A 25349-nucleotide genomic window follows, 5' to 3' on the forward strand; every position below is an offset into this window, starting at 1 on the left:
CAGCATGACGGTGGGGGTGTCATTTTGCCTTCAGAGGCCCAAGATTTAAATCACTCAACACGATACGGCAATATCATATAAATAACAACGCAATCAGTTCTGAACTTCCGCTGGTGCCTTTTCCAATTGCTGGGTATCGATATGATACCTGTTAACCAAATGTAGCAGCACCCCGTTCGTCCAGCCAAAACCATCCTGCAAAGGGTATTCACCGCCGCCTGCTGTTAATTGGGTATCAACTACGTTGTACTTTTCAAGCAACTTGCCGGTTTGTTTAAACACCCTGATGTTAAGCTTTAGCCAGCGGGTGGCAATTTCTTTAGCCAGTGTATTGTAATTGTATTTTTCAAGGCCATCTATTGCCATATATTGCAGCGGGGCCCAACCGTTGGGAGCGTCCCATTGCTGACCGGAAAAGTTTTGGGTAGTAACCAATCCCCCGGGTTTCAGAAAGTTGTTTTTAAGGCCATCGGCCACTAAACGGGCTTGCTCATCGCTGGCAATTTTAAACTCCAGCGGAAATTCGCCGGCAAGTGTTTCTACTTCGGATTGCTTTTTCAGCTGCCAGTTGTAATCGTCAAACCAGCCTGTTTTCTGGTTCCAGCAATATTTCAGGATAGTGCTTTTGCGATCACGGGCCCTTTTTAGGTACATTTTAGCAAGTTTGGCATTTTGGATCTGGTTCAAACTGCGTGCAATAGTCATTTCTAAATTATACAACAGGCAATTCAAATCAACAGGTATAATATCGGTGGTTTGTATAGTTGGCAATTTTCCCGAAGCATCAAACCAGCGCGTACTGAAATCCCAACCTGAAGCTGCAGCTGCCCGCACGTTGCGGTAAAATTGTGCTGCCGGTTGTTTGCTTTCTTTTGCCGCATCAACATCTTTTATGTATGACTCTTCGCGGGGGGCATCACTTTCGTCCCAATAACGGTTCATTACCTGCCCATCCGGCATCCGTACAACCCGGTGTGCAGCCTGGTTAGCCTTTACAGCTTCCCATCCATGCATCCAATATTCGTATTCTTTGATCAATTGCGGTCTGAAATGTACCAATACTTTCTCTCCCTCAATTTTTGCCAACAGGTTTACCATCATAGCAAAAAATGGTGGCTGCGAACGGGTAAGGTAATAACTGCGGTTGCCGTTGGGGATAAAGCCATATTTATCGATGAGATAAGCGAAGTTTTCGACCATGTTGCGGATCACTTTAACCTGGTGGCTTTCCTGTAAACCCAACATCGTAAAATACGAGTCCCAGTAGTAAATTTCCCTGAACCTGCCGCCTGGCACAATATAAGGGTTGGGCAGCGCCAGGGTTGATGAGAAAGGTTTTGTTTCATCCGGGCGGCGTTGTAAAACCTGCCACAAGGTATCAATATGTTTGCGGATGCCGGCCGATATATCAGTTTGAAAATTGTTGTGCGATACAGGCACGTTGAAATTGGCCAATACAAATGCCTGCAGGTTAAACCCGGGCTGATTTTTCTGTTCGTTATAAGCCTTCATGATCAGCACCGGATCCTGTTTGGGTACAGCGTCAACAAAAGTTTTGTTATCCGGGAAAATGGTTGAAGTTTGAACTGCCTCAAACAATCCCGGGAATTGTTGCCGGGGTGTAGGCGTTTGTGATTTTGCGTTAAGTACAAAGAATAAAAATGCGAGTAAAAAAAGTTTTCTCATAGCCTAAAATTATACCCTGTTGCAGGATAGGTAATTGGTTTATAACAGGATTTAAATTTACTATTTTTGAAAAGAATATAACTGATATCTGCTTTGTTTTCAAGGTTTTTTGTTCGATATTATAGCAGGGGAATATTAGATATCAAGGTATAGGCCAATTATAAACAAAATACATAAGCCATTCATCATGATCAAATTTTTACGGAAGGGAAGTATTATATTTTCATTATTGCTTGCCCAGCCATGCTATGGGCAGTCGCGGGTTAATACCCTGCCTTCCTGGGCCTTTGGCGGCTTTGCCCGGCCGGCAAACATCAACCCGATTATCTCGCCGGATACGGTTTCCCGCTTTCTTGATCCGATGAGTAAAAAGCAGGTGCAATGGGAAGCTAATGATACTTTTAATCCTGCTGCAACCATAAAAAACAATAAAATAATAGTACTATACCGGGCTGAGGACCTTTACGGCATAGGCATTGGCTTCCGTACTTCACGTGTTGGGTATGCCGAAAGTACTGATGGAATTCAGTTTAGCAGAAGGAAAGCCCCGGTTCTTTATCCCGATAATGATGTTGCCAAAAAGTACGAATGGCCCGGAGGCTGTGAAGACCCCCGTGTAGCTGTTACTGCCGGGGGGACCTATGTTGTTTTTTACACTGAATGGAACCGCGATCTGCCAAGATTAGGTGTGGCCACATCAAAAGACCTCATCCACTGGAAAAAGCGCGGGCCGATATTTAAAACTGCCTATGATGGCAAGTTTTTCAATATCGCCAGTAAATCGGCTTCTATATTAACCCGGGTGATTAACGGTAAACAAGTGATTATTAAAACAAATGGAAAATATTGGCTGTACTGGGGCGAACATCATGTATATGCGGCAACATCGACAAACCTGGTGGATTGGACCCCGTTGGTTGATAATAAAGGAGAGCTGAAAGAGCTTATGTCACCGCGTGATGGTTATTTTGACAGCGACTTAACCGAATGCGGCCCGCCTGCATTGATGACCAAAGATGGTGTAATCTTGTTTTATAACGGTAAAAACAAACCCGCGGAAGGCAGGGACACCAGGTTTAACGCCAATTCATACTGTGCAGGGCAAGCCTTGTTTGATGCAAAAGATCCTTCTAAATTCAAAACGCGCCTTGATATTCCTTTCTTAAGACCGATGGAACCTTTCGAGAAAAGCGGTCAATATATTAACGGAACAGTGTTTATTGAAGGAATGGTTTATTTTAAAAAGAAGTGGTTCCTTTACTATGGCTGTGCCGATTCGCGGGTAGCTGTAGCTGTATATGATCCATCCAAACCGGCACCTCCTGACCCTGTTGAATAGTATTTGACATTTGTTTACTGTTAAAAAGAAATAATATAACTTAAAACGTTTGGTTGTGACAGCTGAAATTTTATCTTTATAGTTAAAATTTTGATCATGCTTTATATTTTAATCTCAGTGGCAATTATTCTTTTTATTGCCCATGTCTTTTTGTTATTCACTTCGTTTTCAAATGCCAGTGTTATTTCATCACGCTATTTTTACTCACATCTAACGCTTTGGCTCACCGGCTTATCTGTGTTTGCTTTAGCTGCCCTGTATAGCGGTACAAACCAGTCGGGCTTTCTTGATTATTTTGATACCTGGATGAGGAAATCATATATCCTGCTGTTTACTTTTGGCCTGTCATTAGTTGCCCATGCTATTGTTACTTTTTTAGTCCTCCCGTTATTAAGAAAATCTAAAACGCAATAATGATGGGTAGTTTGAAGGCTCAACGGTAATTAACTAATTCAATAAATCAAGCAGGTCATCTTTTGACAATGAACTTGTAACAGCGCTGTCGGGCTTGATCAGGGTATTGGCGATATCCTTTTTTGATTGCTGCATCACCATAATCTTCTCCTCAATAGTACCGGGACAAATAAGCCTTACTGCTACAATTTTTTTGTCCTGACCTATGCGGTGGCAACGGTCTATAGCCTGGTTTTCGACAGCCGGGTTCCACCACGGGTCAACAAGATATACGTAGTCGGCTTCTGTTAAATTAAGACCGGTGCCGCCAGCTTTTAGGCTAATGAGGAACACCCTGATACCGGGATCGTTTTGAAACTCATTAACAACCTGCTCTCGTTTGCGGGTTTGACCAGTGAGGTATGAAAAGCGGATCTCGCGGGATGTCAATTCCTTGCGGATGAGATCCAGCATAGATACAAACTGCGAAAATATCAGGATCTTATGCTGATGCTTCTTGCTTTCTATTTCCTCAATCAGCATCTCCAGCTTGGCCGATGCATCGCCCGGCATTTTTTCGCCTTTAATTAACATCGGCGAATCACAAATCTGCCTTAGTTTATTCAGCCCTTTCAATACGTTCATGGAGCTTTTTTTCAGTTCCTCGTTTGTTGTTGCGGAAATGTATTCCCTGAATTCTTTTTCGTATGAATCGTAAATGTGGCGCTGTTCCTGCTTCATTTCGCAATACAACACCATTTCAGTTTTTTCGGGAAGTTCGGCAGCTACCTGTTGTTTGGTACGCCGAAGAATGAATGGTTTCACTTTTTCCTGTAGCTCGGCCGCGCGTTTGCTGCCCTTGAATTTATCGATAGGAACAGCATAAATATCCTTGAAGTATTGCTTGCTCCCCAACAAGCCGGGGCAGGCAAATGAAAGCTGCCCGTACAAATCAAACGTATTATTTTCGATAGGGGTACCTGTGATAGTGATTTTATTACGCGATTTTAGCAACCGAACAGCCTTGTAACGCTGCGATTCTGGATTTTTTATATTCTGTGATTCATCAAGGAAAACGTAGTTGAAATTGAAATCCTTTAAAAAATTAATATCCGAGAGCAAAGTACCGTAGGAGGTAAGCACAATTTCGTACTGGTGCAGGTGTTTGGTATGCTTATGCCGTTCTGCACCGTAAATAGTATGTATGCTGATAGATGGTGCAAATTTTTGTACTTCCTGCTGCCAGTTAAACAGGAGCGAGGTTGGTACTACAATGAGGTTAGTATTGTTTTCGGTTTTGCTACGCTGTAAAAGGATGAAGGCAATAACCTGGATACTTTTACCCAAACCCATATCATCGGCAAGGCAGCCGCCAAAGTTAAGATTATCCAAAAAGTTTAGCCAGTTTAAGCCCTGGCGCTGATAGGCCCGGAGTGTTCCGTTTAACCCCGCAGGTACCGGTACTTCATTAATGATCCCGGTGCCGGAGAGCTTTTTATTGTATACTATGAGTTCATTTCGCACATCCTCGTCAAGCATTTCCTCGTCATAGTATTGCTGTATAGCTGTATAATTGCTTTTTGAGGTATGCAGTGTATCATCATCAGAGATCTCGCCCGAATTAAAATAATGAGTGAACTTTTCAATCCATTCGGCAGGTAAAATTCCCTGGGTTCCGTCATCAAGCCGTATGTACTTGTTTTTGTTTTTTACTGCCTGGTGTACCTGTTTTAATGAGGCCCTTTTTTTGCCGAATTTTAAATCGATAACCGTATTGAACCAGTTAATACCGCTCACTACATTGATGGTGATCTTTACTTTATGTGGATTTAACTTGTTGCCTTCCAGTTCGTTAAAACCAAGTATCTCAATGTTATGGCTAAGCCATTCATCAAACACATTTAAAAACCACTCTTCATCCAAAAAGTGCCTTTTATGCAGGTAGAAATAATCAAGATCGTTATCCAGTTGCTCGTCAAAATAGGGGTGTTGTTTTACAAGCAGGGCTGTAAAGGCTACTTCCTCATTATCGCGGCGTTTAACTAAAAACTGATTACCTTTTTCATCGGTGCCGTAAATCTGCCTTTGCGTGCGCACAGGGATCTCGGCCTCTCCATAGCGCATCACCGGAATGATCATGACATGAGCACCAAAATCTGACAGGTAAATGATTTTTTCGGCAGGCCGGTCAAAACCCTCTTTCTTTATTTGTTCTTGTGTCGCAGGCTTAATGTAGGTGTAGTCGATGTGGAGCTTGTTTTCCAGCTTATTAAGCAGGTGCGATTTTAACTCGCCGAACTTACTTTTATGCACCTGCAGGCTGCCTTGTTTCTTTTTTAGCAGATCAATAACATTCAATACCTGCAAACTTTCAACAAGATACAATACATTGCCGGTGCTAATAAAATAGGCGTACCTGATATCCAGGTCTTTTACATCGTACAGCAAACCATCTATATTAAAAATGCCGCTTATTTCATAAAACTCATCCCATGTATTTACTTTCAGTTCAAGATCGCTTTTTAAACTCTTAACCAATACCGGGCTTATCGAGCCGGCTGTTACCTTCTCCGAAATACTATTGTCATGAGCATAAAAATTGTATGATAACGGGTTTTTAACAATAGCTTTTAGCGCTGCAACATCGGCGGTAGTCCTTTGCGTGTTAATATGGTTTTGAAACTTGTGTACCCCGGTAAAAAACTTGAGCTGTTGTGCGTCATTGGTTCCCCATATCAGGTCTAAGGGAGCTATGGGCAGCAAAGGGTTCTTGATTTTTCCATCTTTGGTGCTTTGTGCTGTATATAGTTCAACAAATAAATACTTATAATATTTGTGTTGTTTTAGTACAATACAGGTTGTTTTATCGGCTATATCTCCGGGCTGCTCAATTGGTTCGGCGTTGTCATTGACAATGATATTTTGCAAATTGGCAAGGCTCTCTTTAGTAATGGCTGTTAACGCAGCGGAGCGGGGGACTATCTCGAAATTTTTAGACAGTGATCTTACCTCGAAAAACTTGTCGAGATCAGGCTCTTCTTCAAGGCCATAATCGGCTGCTGTTTTTTTTAATTGTTTATGTCTTAGTTCGTCATCAAAAAATATCCGTAATTCATCGCGCTGTGTTATGGCCGATAGCACCTGGGCCTGGTGTTCGCACAGTTTATTACCTGTAGCATGGCATCCGCATGAAAGCGCCAGCTGCCCTTCATGGCTGGTAACAATCACCTCAGGAAAAGCTACCGTGCCCGATTGGTTGGTAAAAGCCCCATGATTAGTTTCAAGGTGTTTAGCCAGTATTTGCCTGTAGCTTTGCTTATCAAAATAAATGCTGACAGCAGCGTGAACGGCAATAACACTTTCGCTAAGGTCGGTTATGGTTGCGCCTTTGATGATGACATTATGGTTGCTTTCGCCTTCCTGGTAGCTGATTATCCTGATCACTCTTGCTTTGATGTGTTACCCGGTAAATATCATAACAATTATAGAAAAGAAGACAATCACCAACGCATTTTCGTGAACTATGTAAAAATTATATTCTTTATCAAATATTTACCTTTAGTAAACGTATCTGCCTTAATTTAGCCACTTAGTTCAGTACTATGAAGTATTCCAAATTACTATCGCATCTATCCATATCGGCGCTTTCTTTTTGCCTTTATGCATGTCACACCGTTTCGGGTAATAAGCAAACCTCCGATAATGAACAGGTTAATATGCATAGTGCTTATGACGACAGTACGCTTAACCGTCATATACTACCAGTTTTAATGCCTTATAACCGCATTATTGACCCGGCAGGAACAGTGATTTCATTTGGTGATGCTTCTGACGAAAATCATAGTATGGATGTAAGGCTGATCCCCGGTACTAAATTTATCGCTGTCGAAGACCGGTATGGGCTTACCATAATTGATACAGCCGCAAAAAAAGTAACTACCCGCTGGACCTATAAACAAGATCCCCGCTACCGCGGGCTTACCAGTACCTACTCCGGTTTAAAAGTTGTAAACATTGACGGTCAAACTCAAATCTACTGGAGTGCTGCAGCGGGCAAGGGGAAGGATTCCAAATCATACGTTTTCCAGGCTGTTTGGAAAGATGAAAACATCAGCATACAAAATACTTTCAATTTTAAAGCTGAAGGCGAATCCCCATTGGCATTGCCTAACGATTTAGCCATCAACAAAGAAAATGGCATAAATTACTTATATGTAGTTTTAAATGGGAATAACCAATTGGTAAAGATTAATTTAACTAATGAAAAAACCGTTTGGACAAGATCAACCGGTGTTGCACCTTATGGATTGACGATTGCAAGGGATAAGATATTTTTAACCAACTGGGCCGGGCCGCAGGCTATTGATACATTAAAACGTGAAACAGCAGGCGTACCCTACGGCAAGGCTTATATCGATCCCAAAACCGGGGCAACAGTGCAGGGCACAGTAATGGTTATGGATCTGGCTAAGGGAGATGAGATCAAAGAAATTACTGTTGGACTGCATCCTAATGCTATTATCAACAGCGCCGATGAAGCTTTTGTTTATGTGGCGAATGGTAACAGCGATATGGTATCGGTAATTTCGACAAGTTCACTGCAAAATGTGGCTGCGATTGATGTTAAATTAAATCCGGGTAAAAAAAGTTATATAGGAGATACACCCAATGCTTTGGCCATTAATGCCGATGGTACTACACTTTATGTAGCAAACGGTTTGGATAACGCTGTAGCCATGGTACAATTGGGCAGTAAAACATCTCTTAAAGGAACCGGCAATAACGAGGTGAAAGGCTTTATCCCAACCGAAGCATACCCCGGTGGCCTGGCTGTTGATGGTAATAACTTATTTGTAACCAATCTGGAAGGAGAGGGCTCAAGAATAGGCACCGATGAGATAGGTAAAAGTAATCTAAAAGGCGATTTACCATCAGGAGCAGATGGCACAGCTTATAACTCGCACCATTCAAAGGCTACCGTATCAATGATAGCTATTCCTGACGATGCTTTGCTAAAACAGTATACTCAGAAAGTCCAAAACCTAAACCTCAGCTTCCGCCAGGAGATTGCACAGTTATTGCCCCGTAAAAACATTGCCCCAAAACCAATACCGGAGCGTATTGGCGAACCATCGGTATTTAACCACGTATTGTATATCATCAAAGAAAACCGTACTTACGACCAGGTTTTGGGCGATATGCCCGAAGGTGATGGTAACAAATCGCTTTGTATTTATGGCGATAGTGTTACGCCAAATCAGCATAATTTAGCGCGTAACTTTTTATTGCTTGATAACTATTACGTTTCCGGCAAATGCTCGGCTGAAGGGCATCAATGGACGGATGCCGCTATGGTAACAGATTACGTTGAAAAAAGCGTACGCTCATGGTTTAGAAGCTATCCGCATGTGCAGGAAGATGCTTTGGTTTATGACGGGAACGGCTTTATCTGGAATAATGCTGCCGATCACGGCAAAACAGTCAGAATTTATGGTGAAGCCTGTGCTGTACATTTTGATGACAAGTTAAGCTGGAGCGATATTTATAACAATTATACAGCAGGCAAACCATTCGCCTTTAAAAACACCAGTACCATATCGCGGGTAAGGCCAATGCTGTCACAGAATTTCCCGGGATCTGATGAACATAAGATCAATGAACAGTTAAGGGCCACCGCTTTTATCAAAGAGCTTCATGAATATGAGCAAAAGCCCGGCGATCAGTTACCGCAATTGATGATCATGGCCCTATCGGCCGATCATACGGTGGGCACCCGGCCAGGCTATCCGACACCTGATGCCATGGTAGCTGACAATGACCTGGCGCTCGGCCGGATTGTTGAAGCAATTTCAAAAAGCCGCTTCTGGAAAAATACGGTGATATTTGTTACTGAAGATGATTCCCAGGCAGGGTGGGACCATGTATCTGCATATCGTACTACAGGATTTGTGATTAGTCCGTATAGCAGGTTGCAGCATAAGGTGAGCAAAAACTATAATCAAACCTGTGTAGTGCGTTCTATTGAACAAATATTGGGTTTGCCACCAATGAATATTATTGATGCAACCGCACTGCCGATGTTTGATTGCTTTACCAGCAAACCGTCTCCTTATACTTATACCAGTTTAAAAAACAGGGTGCCGCTCAATAAAATCAGCCTGCCTTTTTCTTCACTCAAAGGCCCTGCTTTACATTTTGCACAGTTATCATCAAGGCCCGAGTACGACCACATTGATGGCGGAAATGATGATGTGATGAACAGGATATTATGGTTTGCTGCTAAAGGCAAAAAAGCTTATCCTGCTAAACTGGCCGGCAAAGATGAAGATGAAGATTGATCGGGAAAATAGCTCTGACTTCAATATCTTTCCAAGAGATTAACCATATCATATTATGATATATGCTTAAAACTCGTTGTCTCTATCAGATAGCGAGTTTTTTTTTGCTAATTGCCTTAAATCTCCAACTATGGATTCATAGTATTTTTATCCGTAAAAATACGGGAATCTCTTCTGAAAATACCGTGAAATTACGTGGGCATCTATGCTCGGTATTACTTTATCTTTATTGCAAACCTCATCAATGCCTGCAAGCAATTAATCAATCAATTTTTCAACCTAACCAAAAAAAGTATGAAAATTTCTGCGCTTGATGAGAATGGCGCGCCAGTTGACTGGTGGTTTATCTACAAAGTTCCGCAACTTGACGGAGGTGTGGGTAATGACAAAGCTACAGGGTACGAATATGTTTATTACGACTCCACTATCGATGCCAATACTGATCCCCGAAAAAGAACAATTACCAAATCACTCAATGTTTTGAATGGCGACAAAGGGGCACTTAATCTTACGATGGATTCTGTGTTCAAAAACTTCAAATCACCTGCCCCAAGTACCGGATGGGTTCTTTATAATGACGAGATGCCCGAAAGTGTCAATAAACATGATGATGGAACCAAAGGGCATACTAAGGGGGTGCTGGCATTTGATACCGAATCTAAAACTGCATTTTGGTTACTTCACTCATGGCCAAAGTTTGCAGATCCTGGTGCTATCAAAGATCCTACGCCCAAATACGGGCAAACCTACCTGTGTATTTCATTGGATTTAGATACCGCTAATCTTATTGCCAAACAAATGCTGAACCATCAGGAGCCGCAGATCTATCTCCATAATATCGCCAACCTGCCCACAACAGCCGATCTGCATTCGCTGACACAGCCTTTGGCGAGCCATCCGGTTGCCCTGGGTGACTTTATCGACTTAAAGTCTATTGGGGGTATGCCTTTCAAAGTCATAGCCAAGAACCGGGAATGGAATAAAGATTTTTGGAACGAATTGGTAGGGCCCATCCTAAAAGATGATTTAGACATTGAAACATGGATTCGCGGTCCTATTCCACCTATTGCCGATAGCGATGGCATTCATAAAACTTTCGATATCAAATACATCAACTTAGGTTTCATGGGGGCGCACTGGGCCTGGCCCGAAACACATGATCATGCCAAATGGGGAGTTACATTACATACCCCCTGGGTTTGTGTGGGCGATATTAACCGCATGATTTCGCAAAGGAGACGTGGCGGTTGCACTATCGCTTTTCAAAATCAAACTTTGTGGTCGGGCTTGTCCAAAACAAGTTTGCTTTTAGCACCTCCGGGCCATAACAGGACCGAAGCCCATGTGCTGATCCAAAAAACGCACCATCTTCATGCTGAGGCGCCTTTGAGGGACATGGATGTGGGCAAATAAAGAAGACCAGATGTTTTGGTTTTTGACGATTAGTTATGAAGGTCAGTAACTTATGTAAATAATATTAAATAAAAATCCTGCATAAATCAGGATTTTTATTTGCAGAAAAGTTAGGGGGGCTTTCTTTATCAGGAAATTATCTTCCTTGAAAGTCATGTCAGGTGGGCAAGTGAAGGTTATTTTAATAACCAATAGCCTCCGGCAATTATAATAAAATAAACGATGTGCTGAAGGCGTTCGAACCTTTGCGTAAAGGTAGGGCCCCGGGGGCATCCTGTTATTGTGTATTTAAGTGTGGGCTAAAAACAAAAATAGCTGTAAATAATTCATTTATAGCTATTTTGTTTTAATTGGATAGTGCTTGGCGGAGAGTTAAGACACATGATTTTTTGTTAACTTCACATAAAACAGCCACTATTCGGTTTCAATTCCGGATCAGAATAATTCTGCTTTATCATATTTCAATGGCATCGGAAAGGTATCAGCGTTGAAAGCTTTCAATACGATGGCATAACTGAGATACTTTTTGAAGTCCTCATAATTGATCCATGCCAAACCATTGCTGCCAAAAGTTTTATAATTGTTTTTAATTAAAACAGAGCCGCCGTTAATCTCATCATTAAACCCTACTATGCAGATTGCATGATTAGATGTTTTATAATTATTATTGGCATCAACGTCGCTCTCGATGTGGTAGATGAGATCTGTATTGCTCCTCAACTTTGAGGTTTGCCTTATGGCACAAATAACAGGTTCCTTCACTTTAAGATATTTTTTCAATATTTCAACAATCGTGCTGGTATTTTCCCTGGAAGTATTGGTGTCGATAATACATTCAAATCCTTGGATCCTGTATGCGGCAGCATCGGCCAACTCAGCAGGTTGAACTGCATAACAGCAACTGCTGATAGGTAGTGATTTATCAGCAGTTGAACCTGCGGCGTTGCTCAGCTCTGTTTCAGTTGTATTTGTATGCCTTCGGAAATTTTTGACGGGGACGGCACCCTCGTTTTTCAGTATCTCTGCCGCTTTTTCTATATTTCCGCCGACGCTGCATGAAGTAAAAATCCTTTTTAAAAAAGATTTATGTTGTTGTAACCTTGAAGCGGTAAATGCGGGCGAAAAAGCATTTTCATTAATGTCCTGTGCTGAGCTTAAGTTTATTTTAATAGCAAGCTTAATTGTGAGGGCTGTATAAGTAGTGGCATAGGCATAACAGGTACCTTTGTATTGATCGAGATTCGATGGCGCCCAACCGGAAAAATCTATCTTGTTTTGACTGTAAACGTTTAAACCCCATAACGTTAACACAGACAGCATTAAAAATCTTTTCATCTTCCTGTCTGCTAATGTTTGCTTGTAAAAATAAATACCGGGATATCAACAGAAAGCCCTGCACTTAAACGCCATACCCCGGCCTCATTTACAGTAACGGTTTGAGTAGTAATGTCCCTCAGTTCTGGTGCATACTGATAGCCTACCTTAATAGCAAGAGGACTTTTCTTTATTCCCCATATAAAATGGGCTCCGGGCGAAAAAATCTGGGCAAGCTTTATCTTATCCGGGATATCAGTCGTTGTATTATTAAAACGGTAGCTTAAAGCCGAGCCAATGTCCAAAACACTTAAATACAATGTTTTTGACCAGCTGTCTTTTGCACTGCTTCCGAAACTGAATGCGAAACCGATCGGAGCTGTCACACCAAAAGTTCCGTATTTAAATAGTTTAGTATTCGTTTGCCTGTTTCGTTCTGTGCCAACATAAAGACCAGGGTATGCGCTTAAAGCGACTGAAAAGTTGGATTTCCGGATTACCTGGTAGGACTGGACAGGTGCAGCGTAATTTTCAATTACCGCTTTTATCTCATCAGATGACTTTGCTGCAACCATATCATTGGCAAAAGCCAGTATGTTTTTAAGCGGCGTAAGCCATTTTATGTTCTTTTCTGAACCCACAACAGTCGTAATCAAAGAGATTGCAGCGTTTGTCGCTTTAGGCAGGCTATTTGATCGGATGGCTTTCGCAATATCTATCGCATCTTTAAGACTCGAAAGCATCATCGTATATTGTTCTTTATTGACTTCATCGGGGTTAACGATAGAAAAGGTTGATTTTATAAGACCGGTAAGTAATTCGGAATTGCTCAAGAAAAAATCCAGCGCGGTTTGTTTTTGATCCGCAAGGGAAATGGCGCCGGGATTCGCTTTAAGTTTTTGGAAATCTGATATTTTATTATCGATGTTTTGAGCCAGAACAACGAAGTTGTAAATGTCATTGAAACGCTGTTGGAGTTTATCATTTTTAGCTAAATCAAGCAAACTATTGCTAAATTCTTTGCTGTCAAATAACTGCGGATATTTATCGTAGAGCAACGCGAAAAAAATTCGGATAATGTCGGGATTTAGTTTTGAAACGGTTTTAAGCTCAATCCACTTATCCCCCGTCTTTCCCATTAAGTTTTGAGAAAGCATATCAGTAAGTGCGATGATATAGGTGCTTTTTAGTTTAGCCGAACTATTATAAGGGTTCTGAAGCGCAACGGTATGTAATGCGGTAGAGGGATGATCTCCATTAGCCATCTGGTTAATGAAGGCATACATTGAACTGCCAATAGTAAAGGCATCTTTGTTAGCATCCGGCATCCCCTCGAAATGATTGCGCTTTATATAGTAGAAGAAGTTGTCCGTTAAATTTGCCAGGTCATCCGCAAATGCATCTTTATAGGTCGCACCCATACTCGGAAGATTGAAAATATTATTGTCTTTGAAAGTGGACCAGGTCTTCGGCAATAATTCCCGGATTTCTTTATTCTCGTCCAAAGTTTGCTTGAATTTTTGGAGGTAGGCAATGGTCAATTCCTGTTTAATACGGTCACGTAAGAAATCTGCAAATGCCTGTACGTAATTCGTTACATCAAAGCTGCCTGCTAAATCACCAATGCCTGCGTTCAGTTCACTGTACTTTGGCGCCGGATATAATTTAGTGAAATCAATGTCTTTGACAAATGGATTTTTATCCTTCCAGTTTCCATAATTGTCACCGTAAATGTTTTTCAATCGTTCTGCGTCAATAAATCGCACCAGGACTTTCTTCATCTGTTCGGTTTTGACCGATTTTGAGTTGCCCTGGTGAAACCAGTAGGCCTCAATTTTTATTGCAGCCCAGATCGCCCTGTCCAAGGCGTCATCATCTTCAATAACGGTTAAATCTACAGGAGAAGTTGAATCATGATTTTCGTTTGAGCTGTTAGCGCCAGCTAATTGAACAGTAATTTCATTATCCTCATCAGTGCCGTATTTAACAGTCAATTCTTTCGCGCCATTTGGAATCTTAAACTTCTTGGAAATTGCATTTCCACTTCCGGCTGTTGTTCCGGTTAAAGGATTTCCGCCATTGTACTCCATTGTCAGCTCATTGGCTTTTTTCATGGAAAGAATTTTTTCCACGATCAGGATCTCACCCGCGGTCAGTTCAGGTAATTTTTTTGCGGTTATCAGGTCGTAATTAATTTTTTTAGTTGTTTGAGCACTGCACGTCAAAGAAAACAACAGGAGGATAAAGGCGAGGGGCCGTTTCATATTGTTAAAGCTTAAGTTTAAAATGATTGAGCATCCGTTGAATCGGGATAACATAGCTTGACAATGCATCCGATCCTATTAAAAGGCCGATTATTTTGCTTCCGAGAACTACAGGACAGCCTGAATCTCCATGATCGCTTGCATTACTTATTTGTATGAGGTTGTCCTTGAAGTACGTCTGGCCGGAAAGCTCAAACTTTTGAGAGGCATTAACTGATTGAATTATACCAAACTTTTCACCGCTTTGGGCGCCATATAAAACAACCGGTTTGGCCTCGTAATCTACATCTCCGAACACGTCCAGGTGCCCGTTGATTTTTTTGCCGTTGAACGTTGTGTTGAACAAGGAAACACCTGGATTTAGCCTTATGATTCCGATATCACTCCATTCGTCGAATTGGCCCTGATACAAAAAGCCGATCCTATTGTTAAGGTTTGGAGCCTTCGTCCATGAAGGCATGTTACAGTCCAGTACGGCGGTGTCATCATCAGCTGAGTAATTAAATATTTTTTTTAAAAGAAGGTCTGGCGCTACGACGTGGTAATTAGTAAGGATGTAATCACCGGAATTGTTAGTAGCAGAACCCTTTACCCTGATCCCACAACTTCCAAACTCGTTTAATTTTGCCCTGGAAATACTATCTCCGAGCGCATGGCTTTTAAATATACTGTTGGTGGATAATATAATCGATGTGTTGATCTTAAAACCCTTGAAATACAATGCTGCGGGAATATTTACTGACGTCAGATTTGCAGATTGAAATTTAAGGAGATAAATAGGATCATGTTCAATTCCCACACCATTAATTGTTGGATAAAGTTCGCGGAATTTTCGCCAGAAATAACCTTTTGCCTCTGTATAAAGCAACATAGTGTTTTCCTTTTTTTTTCCAATATCAGTTGTAGCCATGGCGAATTCTATCTCCTCTATACCTCCGCTCCAGTAATAGCAAAGGTCTTCGCTATTATGGTACCAAATTGCATTTCCTTCGATATCATCGCCAATGACTGCTGCGTCAATACTTAAAACATCGCCGGGGCTTTTATAGGTTTTTATTGTTGCATTTACGGATGGTGATCCAATCCGGGCATTTAGATATTTGCTTACGGTGATTTTCATTATCCAACGGGTTTGATTGGGGGATTGGTTAAACCGCCGGTATTTTTACTGCTGTCGTCGGGCTTGGCCCCCGTGCCTCTCAGCTGTACCAGCCTGTTTAACAGATCGAACCAGAATGTTGACCCTAAGGAAATCGCAAGAGCAGTGAGTAAGTATCCCGGCGATAGCTTGCCTGGATATTTAAAATGAGTAGCATTTTTACATGCCGGCGAATAATTCCTTATCATTAAATTTAATTGCCCCTGCTGTTGTTTAATTCTCTTAAAACCGTTGGATGTCGAATCTTTCTTTTTTTTCAAGTCATTTTCTGCCGTTATTAGTTCCGACTGTTGTTTTTGAAAAATGCGGCAGACCAGGCAGCTATCATTCTCAGGATTATTTATTGATAGGATTTGTGAGGCCTGGGCAATATCTGCTCTGACCGTAGTGCTCGCAGCCTTGAGCGTTTCATCATCCATTGTAGCAGTTTGAGTATTCTCTTTGGTGCCCCGGCTGATTGCAAGCTGTACAAGGTCATTTCGGGCAGTACTGTTTTTTGCAAGTAACTTGTAAATCGCAATTGTATCAACATGAAAGGCATTGGCAATAAAAAGGCCAATAAAAAACAGGATCAGTTTTGTTTGTTTAGTGTACCAACCAGAAACACGGTCCATAGTCTGATTATACCAACCTTCCAGGTTTAATTTGAACTGGTTAATATCGCCGGACGCATCGTTCCAGAGCTGGGCCATATGTTCGCATGTTTCCTTTTGGATTTTTATCGAGTTGCCTGCGGGGCCGTTAGTGAGTTTAGTAGTAAAAAGTACATTCTTAATTCGATCAGCAGCATTTGCTGTACCACTTGCCTGGCTGCCCTGAAGCAAATACACTATTGTTTGCGAAAATGCCGTAGGGTCTATATAGGCGGGCTTATTATTCCAACTACTTTCGGTGAGGTATTTAATGGTTGGGTATTGATAAAATGCCTTAAAAAGGGAATTATCCATGCCCAGGTATGGGAAAAAAAAGCGCTGAATATTCTGCTTCACTTCATAAAATACTCTTTTTAATGTGGCAGTATGTTTGACTTCTTGGTCCTGCAACATTCTCCGAACTCCTTTTTGAAGCATTCTTGACCGTAGCGTCAACCATCGCGCAACGATCTCTTGTATTATAGTTGCAAGCAGGCTGTAAATTAGGAAAACAAATACTAATCCTATAAATACATTAAAAGCGACATTGTCGAACATGATAATTGTGTTTAGGTTAAAAAAATATCTTTTAAAAAAAATAATAGTCTAATAATGAGCGTTATATGCCTAAGTTACAGTTCGTAATATATAAAAAAGAAAAATATTATTGGTGCTTCTTGCTAAATGTTTTTCTTTTTTTTATTAAAATAAGGATCAAAACCGGGCGAAGGAAAGCAATTGTATTTTTAGTAGTAGTTTCTCCAAACGGACGGAGAGTGAATTAAATTAAAGACTAAACTTTAAAACCGGGGATTGACTCTATTTACGCACAATCAGGGCTCTCTAAATTTGCTAATATGAGTTCAGAAGATTCGTTTGCCCAATGAGGCGGTTTGATTTCAGCTGCCCGGGCAAAGCTAAAACTGCTCCAATGTACTTAATGAATCGAATTCCTTAACGCATAGTCCCGGTTACGGACAGTTAGGGATCAAAAATCAAAGGTTTATATAGTTCGATATCATGCAGACGATAGCCCTTATCCGCATGTCCCAAAAAAATTGAAGATTTTGGCTAATTGAAATCGCACAGCAACATCAAACAAGGCTAAAGAAAAATTGCGATACCTTATTTGAATTCCCAAATCATGACAACTATGATGGAATAATAGTAATGTCGGACATGCAATAAAGATCCTTGTTTTACATATCAGCAAAGGCATCAACTCATTTCAGAATTCAAGGATTGATGAATATTTGAAAATTATGGGTATCTATTAATAACACATTTAATTTGCAATAGGTTTAGACGTTGTCTCTAACAGGTATTCGTAATAATACAACCATTGATGCCGAATTATAGTCAGCCTAAACTTTACTCATATCAAATGGCAGTTTCCTAATCCACTTTCCGGTAAGATCAAAAATAGCTTCTGTCAGCGCCGGTATCCTTTAGCGCATAATAAACTGAGCGAACGGTTTCTTTAATTTATTTCTTTCTCATTTTTACATACGCCAGGATGCCGGCCAAAAAGATTACCAATCCCGTAACTATCCGTACCACATAATATTCATCACGTTTTCGGTATGGTGCATTTATAAGCGAATTGGGTTGCATATATAAATGGCCATTTTTATTGTCGAGTATCAGGTTGAACCTTTTTAGCAGATCGTTGCCCAGGATCATATGCAGCCCTTCTTTACCCATATCCCGTGTCTTATATTCAAATCCTGAAAGCTGGTAATTGCCGATGCGTAGCTTTGGGGTAATCGTCTCATCCAAACCGATCATGCCTGACAGTTCGGTCATTATCCGGTAAGCCATTGGAGCATCCAAGCTATTTAAAATAGAGGTGCGCGCACCTGTGTCAAACATGACCCAACCTGTTTGTGTATTGTTACGAATGGTAAGATTTACTGCTATGTACGGTATAACGCCGCCATCAAGTACCATGTCGTGACGGGAATAAGCGGTTATTTGAGGGGGTATGACATCATGAACAACTAATATTTTCTTGTTGTAGTTGATTTCCAGGATTTTGTCTCTAAATAAAGAATTGCCGATTAAAAGGTCTTCGTAATCTTTCATATTACCGGCTACAGCGATGGCCACGCTGTCCCAAACCAGGTTCCCGATTTGCAGAAGATTTTTACTGGCCGACTGTACCTGGTTTACACCATCCGAATTGGTAAGGGTAACCTTCCCATCAAAATTCATTTTTACTTTCCCAACGGAAGTTTTATTGATGAGGGTTCCTCCTGCGCCCAGATCGAGCTGTATATTGGTGACCTTCGAGCCATTTAGTTTTGCGTTTACGTATATTTTACGATTGTCGCCCAATGTAAATGGAATGGTATCTGGCCCGGCGTCGGCAATTTTTCTTGTGGAAGCATTAAGGTTTTTGTACCGGGCTGAAATGCGGGTATAGCAGCTGTCTTCTCCGTTCAGTAAAATGATAAAGTCATAATTCTTTCCATAGGCGACATCAAATGAAATGGAATCAAGATCTGTGATGAAAGTCACTTTATGGGGTTTCTCAGGAATTTCAGGGTAGTAATAATCAGGTTTCCTTTCAGGCATAATCGCCCAGTAACCCGGCTTAAAGTGCTTTCCGTCCCTGATGCTGGCGGTTTTGGAAGAAGCCCGTACAACAGGCAGATGGCTTTGCGCAAAGGCGAATTGCCCTAACGTTAAAAGGAGAGCAGTTACAAATCCACATGCCATGGTCAGCATCCCTATAGTTGACCTTAAAGTTTTCATTTATCCGCTTTTAATGATTAGACTGGAGTGGCGTTATCAGGTTACAGTTTCGGAGGTAACAAAACCTGCCTTTCCCTGATCGACATAGAAAAGGAAAAATCATTCCCTTTTCATATAATCAATTCCGATTACCGGTTTTGGCTTCACGCACCGTTGTATTACCCTTAAATTTATAAACTATACTCAGGCGGTAACGAGCACCATTAAAGCGGCTCATAGTAGAGAATACATAACCCGGCCCGGTGGTTGTGGTACGATAACGGCGCGAATCAAAGATGTTGGTAACATCGGTCACCACAGAAAGCCGGTCAGCAAGCAGGTTTTTACTGATGCCGAAGTCCGCCCAGTGGGTGGCCCGGTTGCGGCTCTGCGCGTTTGCCGAAGGGCCGTTATAATAATAACGTCCCTGGGCACTCAGCGTTTTAGCCAGCTTCCATTGTGCGCTGAACCTTCCTGAAGAAGAACCGCCGGAAAAGCCAAAATCAAAGCCACGATAAGTCCCCGATTGCCGGAAGTGATACAAATTAAGATCGGCATTGAGTTGCAGCACATTCAACGGATTATACATCACATTCAACTCAAAACCCTGTCTGGTCTCACGGGTTATATTAACAGGAAGCGTAATAAACGTACCCTCTGTATTACGGAAGGTGTAATCCGTTATCGGGTGCTGAGAATCCTGAACATATAACGACGGGTTAACTGTCAACGTGCCGCCCCGGTAAAGGAACCCGGATTCGTAGAGGTTTGAATAGGCAGGGTTCAGATCAGGGTTGCCGGTATTTTGTGCGTTAAGGTCCGTCAATTCCATATAAGGAGAAAGCTGGTAGAGCGAAGGGCGACTGATGCGACGGCTGTAATGTACCTGCAATGTTGAAACGGTGCTCAGGGAATAATCCAGGTGCAATGTCGGGAACAGGCGTACATAGTCCTTGCGGCTTTGATATTGACCATCCCGGCCGGATGCACGGATGCCGGTGATTTCAAGGCGAAGCCCGCCGAGACACCTGAGCTTTCCTGCTTTACTTTCCAACTGCGCATAACCGCTATGGATACGTTCGCTGTAATCCAACCCGTTATCGAGGCCTTTATAAATCAGATAATCGTCCCCGGTTTGCTGTTGGGCAAAAAAATCGTACTGCACATGCCGGTTCTCGGTCTTGATACCCAGTTCGAGCAAGGTTTCTTTGCCTATGGGCTGCGCCCAATCCGATTGAACCAGCAGGTCGCGGTTCTCATTACGGGTATTCGTACGGATGTTTGGATAGCCGAAAGATACGGGATAAATCTTCCGGGTAGCCAAGGCCCAGTCCTTGTTACTGTCCCACCAATCGTATTGAAGGTCAACAGTCCACTTTTGTTTGGCATGGGAAAACAACTGTGTATAATTATATTCCAGTTGGTTGTAGTTTCGCTGCTCCCATGATTCGCCGTTCCGTACCAGCGCGCTGTCTGGCGCCGGGCTACTGTAGTTATAGTTCAGTACTGTTTTGTCGTGATCATGCGTCCCGTTCCAGAGATAGGCAGCGGTCATGGTACGCTTGTCGCTGATAAAGTAATCGGCACCGAGGTATAGCATTTTCCCGTCGTCGTGCCTTTTCTCGTCCTGCCCCATCTTCAGGCTGCTGGCACCGGTAACCTGATCGGTGGTGTAGAGCCCTTTATAATCTGACTTACGCATACCAAGGGTAGAAAAAAAGTTAAACTTATCCGACTTATAGTTCAGACTGGGATTGATCCGGGTATCATTGGGTACCCCTGCCACTGCCTTCAGTTGTCCGTTAAAGCCCGACTTTTTATTTTTTTTCAGGACAATATTAATAATACCCGCACTGCCCGAAGCATCATAACGCGCTGAAGGGCTGGTGATCACTTCGATACGCTCTACCTGGTCGGCCTGCAATTGCTCTAAGGCGCTCCCCTGTGTGAGCCCCGAGCGCCGCCCGTTCACCAATACAGTAACGCCTGTATTGCCGCGTAAACTAACCTCGCCCTGCGGGCTAACGGCAACTGAGGGGATGCCGTTCAACGCGTCACTGACAGAACCATTTTGAGAAAGGACATCCTTGCCTATTTCAAAAACTTTTTTATCAGGCTGTAGGTGCAGGGCAAGTTGCTGGCCGGAAACCGTTACTTCGTTGAGCTGAAGTGCATCTGGTATCATTAACAAATTGCCCAGATCAGTGCCGGCACCGGTAAGTGTCACGCTTTGGGAAAGGGGCTCATAACCTACAAAGCTACAATTCAGCATAAAAACGCCCTCTTTATTTAGCTTTAGTACAAATTTGCCTTTTACATCGGTCATAGTGCCTAAAACCGGTTTGCCGGTTGTATCCAGCAGGCTTACCGTTGCATATGCAATAGGGTGATGTGTATTGCGGTCGGCTAATGTTCCGCTAAGGGTCTGGGCTTTAGTGCCGGGCCTGCTCAGCCAAATAAAAAGAAAAAGGATCAGGATGGTTCTCATGCCACAAGATTAAAGAGCGGCAACGGGTATGGCTCAAAAAAACATGCGAACGGCACCAGCGGCTTTCCTGCTGCACTAAAAAGTAAAAGGCGATTGCCTACCTTTATCGTATGCAAAAATGGTGTATCTTTCTTCTGTTCCTGCAGCTTGTTGTTTTTACCTCCTGCCAGCGGGAGATCCGTTACGAAGCATCGGATGCGGTAATCAGCCGGCCAGATACCACTTTTACTGCACGTGTGGAGATCAATCTGCAGGAAAAAAAGTTCAGTTCACCCCTGGGCCTGCTTGTGCACAGTTTCGGCGCCTTTGTGGTATATTGGGATGGTGTTAGGGTTGGACAGAATGGGGTGCCGGCTGCTCCGGGCCGGCCTGAAGTACCCGGTACGGAAACAAGCTATTACCAGGTTCCGGACAAACTTTCAGGCCTCGGCAAACACGAGGTCGTGATCAGGGGAACCCAAAAATACCTGCTGGAAGCCGAGCGTGAGGTAATGGCCAAACCAGACAGCTACCTGAAAATGCTGCGTCAGCCGCTTGTCGAACTTTCCCTGGTCAACCTGATGGCGGGCGCCTTTCTTATCGCCGCCATCTACTACACGTTTTTGTATGCCAACAGCAGGCACAAGCAACGTACAACCTTACTTTTCGCGCTGGTCTGCTTTCTGTTCTTCACACTGCTGGCTATGGAATATCTGAAATATTATATCGATATTCCCTATACGCAGTTTTATACCCGCCTAATCATTGTAGGCTGGCTTACCTTTGCGATAGCGGTTCTCATCCCTTTGTATTTCGCGGTTTACTTTAACGTGCCGTACAAGCTACCGCTCATAGTCATATTGCTTGTTACTTTGTCATCCATATATATTCTTGAGTATGGTCACTATGATCTGACAACCCATTTATACAGTCTGATACTATGGATCGCATCGGTACTGCTCTTGTTGTACGCCCTGGCCAAAAGGCAGCGGGGAAGCGTGTTGGTGCTGTGCGGTTTTGCAGCTTCTATGGTCATTAACCAGTATATATTTTACGATTTTGGGTTATATATCGCCTTTACGATGATCCTGCTTTGCATCCTTTACCTGCAAACCCTCGGGGCAAAACAACTGGAGGAAGCGCACCATGCATCGCTGTTGTTGTCTTCCCGCTTGCAACTGGAACTCATCAAAAAAAATATCCAACCGCACTTTTTGCGTAATACCCTCACTTCCCTTATGGACTGGGTGGAAGAATCTCCTGCACAGGGTGTTCAGTTCATTCAGGCACTCTCGCAGGAATTTGACCTGATGAACAAAATTGCTGAACATTCGCTTATCTCCATCCGGCAGGAGATCGACCTTTGCAGGCAACACTTGTTGGTTATGCAGTTCCGTAAGGAGGTTACGTATATATGGGAAGAGAAGGGAATACAGGATGATGAATTGATCCCGCCGGCAATTATTCATACCCTGCTGGAGAATGGGATAACACATAGCGCCCCGTTCCATGACGGCAGCATACGTTTCCTGCTTGCATTTTTGCACATGAACACTCATAAACAGTATACCTTTGAGGTATTTGCAGAGAACCGGATAAAAAACGGACGTAAAAGCGGCAACGGCTTTCGTTATATTGAAGCGCGCTTGAAAGAAAGTTATGGTGACCGGTGGGGCTTTACTTCAGAACCTTTTGCAGGAGGCTGGCGAAGTATAATCCGCATTGACTTATGAATGTTTTGATCATAGAAGACGAGGCCCGGATAGCCAAACGGCTGGCGCGCATGGCCAGGGCATATTTTGAGCAGCAGCTAACGCTAACTCTATGCGACACGCTGTCCAAAGGCCTGGAGTTCATGGAACATTCACCCGTTGATGTGCTGTTACTGGACCTGAACCTGAATGGCGAAGACGGTTTTGAAGTGCTGGAGACTATGGTGGCCCGGCCTTTCCATACCATTATCGTTTCGGCCTATACCGATAAAGCTATTACAGCTTTTTCTTATGGTGTATTAGATTTTGTGCCCAAGCCGTTTGATGAAGGCCGGTTGTTCCAGGCTTTTGGACGGCTGAATACCAGAAGCAAAATATCCGATAACGGGCTAAAGTACTTAGCGGTGAGAAAAGGGGGTATGATCAAAATGATAAAAGCCATACACCTCAACTATATTAAAGGCGCCGGTATTTACAGCGAACTTCATCTGGAGGACGGAAACCAGGAACTACATGACAAAAGCCTTGATGCGCTGGAACAACTCCTGCCTCCGGGTGAGTTTACCCGGATCCATCGCTCGTATATCGTCAGCCTGAAACAAGTGGAAAAGCTGGTCATCGAACCCGGCGGTAAGTATGCTGTTCGGCTAACAAATGGCAGATTGCTGCCGGTGGGCCGGTCACGATATAAAGAACTGCGCAGTAAAATGATTTAATCAATTAATTATCGCCCCAGGTTTAGTAGCAGCGCAAGTCGATAAACATTTTCTGTGGCTGTGAAGGCAGCAGCAGCCATGCACCCGTCTGGATCGAATTGAAATGATGCGTACATTTGTTGCAAATAAAGCAAGCCATCTATGAAGAAAATTGGATTTTTATCATTTGGACATTGGTCCGACCATCCTTCCTACAACACCCGTACGGCAGGGGATACCTTGCTTCAGTCGATTGACCTGGCTGTTGCGGCCGAAGAGATCGGTTTGGATGGCGCTTACTTTAGGGTGCACCATTTTGCGCGCCAGTTAGCATCGCCGTTTCCTTTGCTTTCTGCAATTGGCGCAAAAACCAGTAAAATAGAGATCGGAACAGGAGTGATTGATATGCGATACGAGAACCCGATGTACATGGTAGAGGATGCCGGTGCCGCCGATCTGATCTCCGGCGGGCGCTTACAATTAGGAATCAGCAGGGGTTCGCCGGAACAGGTGATCGACGGTTGGCGATATTTCGGTTACGAGCCTGCTGAAGGAGAAACTGATGCAGAAATGGGACGCCGCAAAGCACTGGAGTTTTTGGATAAACTGAAAGGGAAGGGGTTCGCGCAGCCCAACCCATACCCGATGTTTCCCAATCCACCTGGCTTGTTGCGCCTGGAACCGCACCCGGAAGGCTTGCATGAACGTATCTGGTGGGGCGCCGCCTCTAATGCTACCGCTATTTGGGCGGCCGAACACGGCATGCACCTGCAAAGTTCAACTTTAAAGTATGATGAAAGCGGTGAACCTTTTCATGTACAACAGGCTAAGCAGATCAGGTTATATAAAGACGCCTGGAAAAAAGCGGGACACGAACGGGGGCCACGAGTATCCGTAAGCCGGTCTATTTTTGCACTAATCACCGACCAGGACCGGTATTACTTTGGACAGCAAGCAAAAGCTGCCGATAGTTTCGGTTATATCGAAGCCGATAAACGTGCGGTCTTTGGAAAAAGCTATGCTGCCGAACCGGATCAGCTCATCAGGGAACTGGCCCGGGACGAAGCCATCCAGGAAGCCGATACGCTGCTGTTGACTATACCCAATACTTTGGGCGTCGATTACAATGTTCATGTGTTGTCGGCTATTCTGGAGCAAGTTGCCCCTGCACTGGGTTGGCGATAAAATAGCTACTTATTCA

15 protein-coding genes are annotated in these 25349 nt (G+C 43.1%); 7 read left to right on the forward strand and 8 right to left on the reverse strand.

Going from position 1 to position 25349, the window contains the following annotated elements:
- Nucleotides 1–93: 93 nt before the first annotated feature.
- On the reverse strand, nt 94–1686 hold the full coding sequence (gene treA, locus SNE26_RS07090; protein ID WP_321558664.1) for an alpha,alpha-trehalase TreA: 1593 nt from the start codon (nt 1684–1686) through the stop codon (nt 94–96).
- A 187-nt stretch (nt 1687–1873) separates the two neighbouring features.
- Between treA and SNE26_RS07095 the strand changes: the two genes are divergently transcribed.
- Together SNE26_RS07095 and SNE26_RS07100 are read left to right on the forward strand one after the other, a co-directional pair.
- On the forward strand, nt 1874–3025 hold the full coding sequence (locus SNE26_RS07095) for a glycoside hydrolase family 130 protein (protein ID WP_321558665.1): 1152 nt from the start codon (nt 1874–1876) through the stop codon (nt 3023–3025).
- 96 nt (nt 3026–3121) lie between these two features.
- Nucleotides 3122–3439, forward strand: a complete 318-nt coding sequence (locus SNE26_RS07100) for a hypothetical protein (protein WP_321558666.1) — start codon at nt 3122–3124, stop codon at nt 3437–3439.
- A gap of 33 nt (nt 3440–3472) precedes the next feature.
- Here the strand turns inward: SNE26_RS07100 and SNE26_RS07105 are convergent, their stop codons facing one another.
- The gene (locus SNE26_RS07105; RefSeq protein WP_321558667.1) at nt 3473–6862 is read right to left on the reverse strand and encodes an SNF2-related protein; all 3390 of its coding nucleotides are present in this window, start codon (nt 6860–6862) and stop codon (nt 3473–3475) included.
- Between the two features lie 158 nt (nt 6863–7020).
- On the opposite strand from SNE26_RS07105, the gene SNE26_RS07110 reads away from it, so the two are divergent.
- Together SNE26_RS07110 and SNE26_RS07115 are read left to right on the forward strand one after the other, a co-directional pair.
- Nucleotides 7021–9756, forward strand: coding sequence for a bifunctional YncE family protein/alkaline phosphatase family protein (locus SNE26_RS07110; RefSeq protein WP_321558668.1), 2736 nt, complete (start codon nt 7021–7023; stop codon nt 9754–9756).
- A 294-nt stretch (nt 9757–10050) separates the two neighbouring features.
- Nucleotides 10051–11169 carry a deoxyribonuclease II family protein gene (locus SNE26_RS07115; RefSeq protein WP_321558669.1) on the forward strand — a complete coding sequence of 373 codons (1119 nt, stop codon included), beginning with the start codon at nt 10051–10053 and terminating at the stop codon, nt 11167–11169.
- A 435-nt stretch (nt 11170–11604) separates the two neighbouring features.
- Here SNE26_RS07115 and SNE26_RS07120 read toward each other — a convergent pair whose 3' ends face one another.
- The 6 genes from SNE26_RS07120 to SNE26_RS07145 all read right to left on the reverse strand — a co-directional run bounded on the left by SNE26_RS07120 (nt 11605) and on the right by SNE26_RS07145 (nt 21762).
- Entirely contained in the window at nt 11605–12504 is a 900-nt protein-coding gene (locus SNE26_RS07120) for a C1 family peptidase (protein ID WP_321558670.1), read from the reverse strand.
- A gap of 11 nt (nt 12505–12515) precedes the next feature.
- The gene (locus tag SNE26_RS07125) at nt 12516–14597 is read right to left on the reverse strand and encodes a hypothetical protein (RefSeq protein WP_321558671.1); all 2082 of its coding nucleotides are present in this window, start codon (nt 14595–14597) and stop codon (nt 12516–12518) included.
- A gap of 154 nt (nt 14598–14751) precedes the next feature.
- The gene (locus SNE26_RS07130) at nt 14752–15867 is read right to left on the reverse strand and encodes a hypothetical protein (RefSeq protein ID WP_321558672.1); all 1116 of its coding nucleotides are present in this window, start codon (nt 15865–15867) and stop codon (nt 14752–14754) included.
- On the reverse strand, nt 15867–16895 hold the full coding sequence (locus tag SNE26_RS07135; RefSeq protein ID WP_321558673.1) for a hypothetical protein: 1029 nt from the start codon (nt 16893–16895) through the stop codon (nt 15867–15869). Before SNE26_RS07135 ends, SNE26_RS07130 begins: the two co-directional genes overlap by 1 nt.
- 1128 nt (nt 16896–18023) lie before the next feature.
- The gene (locus SNE26_RS07140) at nt 18024–19295 is read right to left on the reverse strand and encodes a retropepsin-like aspartic protease (RefSeq protein WP_321558674.1); all 1272 of its coding nucleotides are present in this window, start codon (nt 19293–19295) and stop codon (nt 18024–18026) included.
- A gap of 118 nt (nt 19296–19413) precedes the next feature.
- The gene (locus SNE26_RS07145; RefSeq protein WP_321558675.1) at nt 19414–21762 is read right to left on the reverse strand and encodes a TonB-dependent receptor domain-containing protein; all 2349 of its coding nucleotides are present in this window, start codon (nt 21760–21762) and stop codon (nt 19414–19416) included.
- Nucleotides 21763–21872: 110 nt separating this feature from the next.
- On the opposite strand from SNE26_RS07145, the gene SNE26_RS07150 reads away from it, so the two are divergent.
- From SNE26_RS07150 to SNE26_RS07160, 3 genes are all read left to right on the forward strand, one after another.
- Complete coding sequence (locus SNE26_RS07150; RefSeq protein ID WP_321558676.1) at nt 21873–23474, forward strand: histidine kinase; 1602 nt, start codon at nt 21873–21875, stop codon at nt 23472–23474.
- Nucleotides 23471–24169: a LytTR family DNA-binding domain-containing protein gene (locus SNE26_RS07155; protein WP_321558677.1), complete on the forward strand. Its 699-nt coding sequence runs from the start codon at nt 23471–23473 to the stop codon at nt 24167–24169. Before SNE26_RS07150 ends, SNE26_RS07155 begins: the two co-directional genes overlap by 4 nt.
- Before the next feature lie 141 nt (nt 24170–24310).
- On the forward strand, nt 24311–25333 hold the full coding sequence (locus SNE26_RS07160; protein WP_321558678.1) for an LLM class flavin-dependent oxidoreductase: 1023 nt from the start codon (nt 24311–24313) through the stop codon (nt 25331–25333).
- The last annotated feature ends 16 nt before the right edge of the window (nt 25334–25349 follow it).

This window comes from Mucilaginibacter sp. cycad4 (assembly GCF_034263275.1).
In the GTDB taxonomy this organism is placed as follows: Bacteria; Bacteroidota; Bacteroidia; order Sphingobacteriales; family Sphingobacteriaceae; genus Mucilaginibacter.

Excerpts from the sequence above, each read along its gene's own strand:
- SNE26_RS07160 (WP_321558678.1), top strand. The coding sequence starts at position 24,311 with ATGAAGAAAATTGGATTTTTATCATTTGGACATTGGTCCGACCATCCT.
- SNE26_RS07130 (WP_321558672.1), bottom strand. The coding sequence starts at position 15,867 with ATGAAAATCACCGTAAGCAAATATCTAAATGCCCGGATTGGATCACCA.
- SNE26_RS07140 (WP_321558674.1), bottom strand. The coding sequence starts at position 19,295 with ATGAAAACTTTAAGGTCAACTATAGGGATGCTGACCATGGCATGTGGA.
- SNE26_RS07115 (WP_321558669.1), top strand. The coding sequence starts at position 10,051 with ATGAAAATTTCTGCGCTTGATGAGAATGGCGCGCCAGTTGACTGGTGG.
- SNE26_RS07155 (WP_321558677.1), top strand. The coding sequence starts at position 23,471 with ATGAATGTTTTGATCATAGAAGACGAGGCCCGGATAGCCAAACGGCTG.
- SNE26_RS07125 (WP_321558671.1), bottom strand. The coding sequence starts at position 14,597 with ATGAAAAAAGCCAATGAGCTGACAATGGAGTACAATGGCGGAAATCCT.
- SNE26_RS07095 (WP_321558665.1), top strand. The coding sequence starts at position 1,874 with ATGATCAAATTTTTACGGAAGGGAAGTATTATATTTTCATTATTGCTT.
- treA (WP_321558664.1), bottom strand. The coding sequence starts at position 1,686 with ATGAGAAAACTTTTTTTACTCGCATTTTTATTCTTTGTACTTAACGCA.
- SNE26_RS07150 (WP_321558676.1), top strand. The coding sequence starts at position 21,873 with ATGCAAAAATGGTGTATCTTTCTTCTGTTCCTGCAGCTTGTTGTTTTT.
- SNE26_RS07100 (WP_321558666.1), top strand. The coding sequence starts at position 3,122 with ATGCTTTATATTTTAATCTCAGTGGCAATTATTCTTTTTATTGCCCAT.
- SNE26_RS07120 (WP_321558670.1), bottom strand. The coding sequence starts at position 12,504 with ATGAAAAGATTTTTAATGCTGTCTGTGTTAACGTTATGGGGTTTAAAC.
- SNE26_RS07145 (WP_321558675.1), bottom strand. The coding sequence starts at position 21,762 with ATGAGAACCATCCTGATCCTTTTTCTTTTTATTTGGCTGAGCAGGCCC.
- SNE26_RS07110 (WP_321558668.1), top strand. The coding sequence starts at position 7,021 with ATGAAGTATTCCAAATTACTATCGCATCTATCCATATCGGCGCTTTCT.